This window comes from Microbacterium sp. NPDC057407 (assembly GCF_042803895.1).
Taxonomy (GTDB): Bacteria; Actinomycetota; Actinomycetes; order Actinomycetales; family Microbacteriaceae; genus Microbacterium.
This window is the reverse complement of sequence record NZ_JBHVCA010000012.1, coordinates 1-5,437: the sequence shown is the minus strand read 5'-3', so window position 1 is coordinate 5,437 and position 5,437 is coordinate 1. Positions and strand designations below refer to the sequence as shown.

The window sequence follows — 5,437 nt, the reverse complement described above, 5'->3', positions numbered from 1 at the left end:
CCTCCCGGTGTGGGTGGGTGGTGGGTTAACGCGAAATGGCCACCCTGCGTTGGGTGGCCATTTCGGTAATGGAAGTCCGGCGGTGTCCTACTCTCCCACAGGGTCGCCCCTGCAGTACCATCGGCGCTGAGAGGCTTAGCTTCCGGGTTCGGAATGGGACCGGGCGTTTCCCTCTCGCTATGGCCGCCGAAACACTGTTGATGTTTTCGGTGCGCACCGTCACAAAAGTTGTGGTGTGGTGTGCGTTCTCGACCGTACATCGAGAACCACTCAGTGGACGCGGGCATCACGGTTCCCACCCGGGGGTGGGGGTGATTGTCAAGTCATCGGCTTATTAGTACCAGTCAGCTGCACACGTTGCCGTGCTTCCACATCTGGCCTATCAACCCAGTAGTCTGGCTGGGAGCCTCTCACCCGAAGGTATGGAAGTCTCATCTTGAGGCCGGCTTCCCGCTTAGATGCTTTCAGCGGTTATCCATCCCGAACGTAGCTAATCAGCGGTGCTCCTGGCGGAACAACTGACACACCAGAGGTTCGTCCAACCCGGTCCTCTCGTACTAGGGTCAGATCCTCTCAAACTTCCTACGCGCGCAGCGGATAGGGACCGAACTGTCTCACGACGTTCTAAACCCAGCTCGCGTACCGCTTTAATGGGCGAACAGCCCAACCCTTGGGACCTACTCCAGCCCCAGGATGCGACGAGCCGACATCGAGGTGCCAAACCATGCCGTCGATATGGACTCTTGGGCAAGATCAGCCTGTTATCCCCGAGGTACCTTTTATCCGTTGAGCGACAGCGCTTCCACAAGCCACTGCCGGATCACTAGTCCCGACTTTCGTCCCTGCTCGACCTGTCAGTCTCACAGTCAAGCTCCCTTGTGCACTTACACTCGCCACCTGATTGCCAACCAGGTTGAGGGAACCTTTGGGCGCCTCCGTTACTTTTTGGGAGGCAACCGCCCCAGTTAAACTACCCACCAGGCACTGTCCCTGAACCGGATTACGGTTCGAAGTTAGACATCCAGAGTGACCAGAGTGGTATTTCAACAACGACTCCACGGTAACTGGCGTCACCGCTTCATAGTCTCCCACCTATCCTACACAAGCCACACCGAACACCAATACCAAGCTGTAGTAAAGGTCACGGGGTCTTTCCGTCCTGCTGCGCGTAACGAGCATCTTTACTCGTAATGCAATTTCGCCGAGTTCGCGGTTGAGACAGTTGGGAAGTCGTTACGCCATTCGTGCAGGTCGGAACTTACCCGACAAGGAATTTCGCTACCTTAGGATGGTTATAGTTACCACCGCCGTTTACTGGGGCTTAAATTCTCAGCTTCGCCTTGCGGCTAACCGGTCCTCTTAACCTTCCAGCACCGGGCAGGCGTCAGTCCGTATACATCGTCTTGCGACTTGGCACGGACCTGTGTTTTTAGTAAACAGTCGCTACCCACTAGTCTCTGCGGCCTCCAAACGCTTTCGGAGCAAGTCCTAATACGTCGAAGGCCCCCCTTCTCCCGAAGTTACGGGGGCATTTTGCCGAGTTCCTTAACCACGATTCTCTCGATCTCCTTGGTATTCTCTACCTGACCACCTGAGTCGGTTTGGGGTACGGGCGGCTAGAACCTCGCGTCGATGCTTTTCTCGGCAGCATAGGATCACCCACTTTTCATCCGCATCGTGTCTCAGCCTGTGTGAGGAACGGATTTGCCTATTCCTCGGCCTACGCACTTGCCCCGGGACAACCATCGCCCGGGTTGGGCTACCTTCCTGCGTCACACCTGTTAATACGCTAACCGCACCAGCATGGGGTCGTGCGCTAGGCCGCAGCCCTCACCCCGAAGGGATCGTAACTGCGGATTCGGGCACTTAGCACCACTGGATTGATTGGGGCGGTTCTTCGCCGGTACGGGAATATCAACCCGTTGTCCATCGACTACGCCTGTCGGCCTCGCCTTAGGTCCCGACTTACCCAGGGAAGATTAGCTTGACCCTGGAACCCTTGGTCTTTCGGAGGACGTGTTTCTCACACGTCTTTCGCTACTCATGCCTGCATTCTCACTCGTGTGGCGTCCACGGCTGGGTCACCCCGCCGCTTCACTCGCCACACGACGCTCTCCTACCCATCAACACGGCTGGACCACGAAGGCCTACCAATAATGTCAATGCCACAACTTCGGTGGCGTGCTTGAGCCCCGTTACATTGTCGGCGCGGAATCACTTGACCAGTGAGCTATTACGCACTCTTTCAAGGGTGGCTGCTTCTAAGCCAACCTCCTGGTTGTCTGAGCAACTCCACATCCTTTCCCACTTAGCACGCGCTTAGGGACCTTAGTTGGTGGTCTGGGTTGTTTCCCTCTCGACTATGAAGCTTATCCCCCACAGTCTCACTGCTGCGCTCTCACTTACCGGCATTCGGAGTTTGGCTGACGTCAGTAACCTGGTGGGGCCCATCGGCCATCCAGTAGCTCTACCTCCGGCAAGAAACACGCAACGCTGCACCTAAATGCATTTCGGAGAGAACCAGCTATCACGAAGTTTGATTGGCCTTTCACCCCTATCCACAGCTCATCCCCTCAGTTTTCAACCTAAGTGGGTTCGGCCCTCCACGACGTCTTACCGTCGCTTCAGCCTGGCCATGGATAGATCACTTCGCTTCGGGTCTAGGACATGCGACTGAATCGCCCTATTCAGACTCGCTTTCGCTACGGCTACCCCACACGGGTTAACCTCGCCACATATCGCTAACTCGCAGGCTCATTCTTCAAAAGGCACGCTGTCACAGCTACCAGGGCTGCTCCAACGGTTTGTAAGCAAACGGTTTCAGGTACTATTTCACTCCCCTCCCGGGGTACTTTTCACCTTTCCCTCACGGTACTTGTCCGCTATCGGTCATCTGGGAGTATTTAGGCTTATCAGGTGGTCCTGACAGATTCACACGGGATTTCTCGGGCCCCGTGCTACTTGGGATCCTCTCCACGCTGCGTCCGACATTTCGGTTACGGGGCTGGCACCCACTCTGGCCGGCCTTTCAAGACCGTTCACCTATATCGACGCATCACGTTCACCACTCGGCAGAATGATATGGAAAGTCCCACAACCCCGAACACGCAACTCCTGCCGGATATCACACGTACTCGGTTTAGCCTGTTCCGGTTTCGCTCGCCACTACTCACGGAATCGCTGTTGCTTTCTCTTCCTGTGGGTACTGAGATGTTTCACTTCCCCACGTTCCCTCTACCCGCCCTATATATTCAGGCGGGAGTCACTGGGTCGGCACGCCGCCCAGCGGGGTTTCCCCATTCGGACACCCTCGGATCACAGTGTGCTTATCCACTCCCCGAGGCTTATCGCAGATTGCTACGTCCTTCTTCGGCTCCAGATGCCAAGGCATCCACCGTTTGCTCTTAAAGACTTGAAATCACATGAGCTGATCTAAAGATCATTCGTGATGCAACCCAAAAAAGGGTCACATCTTTAAGATGCTCGCGTCCACTGTGTAGTTCTCAAAGTACGGGCGGTCCCCACCCCGCAGCCGGCACTGCCGCCGACATGAAGGATGGGCCCAGAAGTCCCAGTCGCAGGATCACTCCCGCCCCCGGTCCCTCAGGACCCAACAGCGTGCACGCCCCACCCCGACTCCCCCGAACCGTTCCCACCGCAAGCGGCGTACTGAGTCCGAAATCACCCGGATGAGGCCTCGTCAAATGTTCCACCCATGAGCCCCGGCCGGGAACGAACGCCCCGGAACCGGCTCTGACACCCCCCGCAAAGGGGAATGTGCAGTGCTCCTTAGAAAGGAGGTGATCCAGCCGCACCTTCCGGTACGGCTACCTTGTTACGACTTAGTCCTAATTACCGATCCCACCTTCGACGGCTCCCTCCACAAGGGTTGGGCCACCGGCTTCAGGTGTTACCGACTTTCATGACTTGACGGGCGGTGTGTACAAGACCCGGGAACGTATTCACCGCAGCGTTGCTGATCTGCGATTACTAGCGACTCCGACTTCATGAGGTCGAGTTGCAGACCTCAATCCGAACTGGGACCGGCTTTTTGGGATTCGCTCCACCTCACGGTATTGCAGCCCTTTGTACCGGCCATTGTAGCATGCGTGAAGCCCAAGACATAAGGGGCATGATGATTTGACGTCATCCCCACCTTCCTCCGAGTTGACCCCGGCAGTATCCCATGAGTTCCCACCATAACGTGCTGGCAACATAGAACGAGGGTTGCGCTCGTTGCGGGACTTAACCCAACATCTCACGACACGAGCTGACGACAACCATGCACCACCTGTTCACGAGTGTCCAAAGAGTTCCGTATTTCTACGGCGTTCTCGTGTATGTCAAGCCTTGGTAAGGTTCTTCGCGTTGCATCGAATTAATCCGCATGCTCCGCCGCTTGTGCGGGTCCCCGTCAATTCCTTTGAGTTTTAGCCTTGCGGCCGTACTCCCCAGGCGGGGAACTTAATGCGTTAGCTGCGTCACGGAATCCGTGGAATGGACCCCACAACTAGTTCCCAACGTTTACGGGGTGGACTACCAGGGTATCTAAGCCTGTTTGCTCCCCACCCTTTCGCTCCTCAGCGTCAGTTACGGCCCAGAGATCTGCCTTCGCCATCGGTGTTCCTCCTGATATCTGCGCATTCCACCGCTACACCAGGAATTCCAATCTCCCCTACCGCACTCTAGTCTGCCCGTACCCACTGCAGGCCCGAGGTTGAGCCTCGGGTTTTCACAGCAGACGCGACAAACCGCCTACGAGCTCTTTACGCCCAATAATTCCGGATAACGCTTGCGCCCTACGTATTACCGCGGCTGCTGGCACGTAGTTAGCCGGCGCTTTTTCTGCAAGTACCGTCACTTTCGCTTCTTCCTTGCTAAAAGAGGTTTACAACCCGAAGGCCGTCATCCCTCACGCGGCGTTGCTGCATCAGGCTTGCGCCCATTGTGCAATATTCCCCACTGCTGCCTCCCGTAGGAGTCTGGGCCGTGTCTCAGTCCCAGTGTGGCCGGTCACCCTCTCAGGCCGGCTACCCGTCGACGCCTTGGTGAGCCATTACCTCACCAACTAGCTGATAGGCCGCGAGCCCATCCCAGACCGAAAAATCTTTCCAGCAGCTGACCATGCGGCCGCTACTCATATCCAGTATTAGACGCCGTTTCCAGCGCTTATCCCAGAGTCCAGGGCAGGTTGCTCACGTGTTACTCACCCGTTCGCCACTGATCCACCCAGCAAGCTGGGCTTCACCGTTCGACTTGCATGTGTTAAGCACGCCGCCAGCGTTCATCCTGAGCCAGGATCAAACTCTCCATAAAAAAATGATGCCACCAAAAACCCGGGAAAACGAGTCAAAGGAAGCGAGTTCGAAACTGACCAAAAACGAATATCAAACTGACATCCATGAATTGATCCAAAAGACCCCCACCAGTCCAAAAA

Annotated in this window: 3 rRNA genes; all 3 read right to left on the bottom strand. The window is 56.1% G+C overall.

Features of this window, described 5'->3' with window-relative positions:
• Positions 1-74: 74 nt before the first annotated feature.
• The 3 genes from rrf to ACFUTX_RS16425 all read right to left on the bottom strand — a co-directional run bounded on the left by rrf (position 75) and on the right by ACFUTX_RS16425 (position 5,316).
• A 5S ribosomal RNA gene (gene rrf, locus ACFUTX_RS16435) occupies positions 75-191 on the bottom strand.
• A 123-nt stretch (positions 192-314) separates the two neighbouring features.
• A 23S ribosomal RNA gene (locus tag ACFUTX_RS16430) occupies positions 315-3,418 on the bottom strand.
• 375 nt (positions 3,419-3,793) lie between these two features.
• Positions 3,794-5,316: ribosomal RNA gene (locus tag ACFUTX_RS16425) — 16S ribosomal RNA — on the bottom strand.
• The 16S, 23S and 5S rRNA genes sit together here, the layout of an rRNA operon.
• Positions 5,317-5,437: the final 121 nt, after the last annotated feature.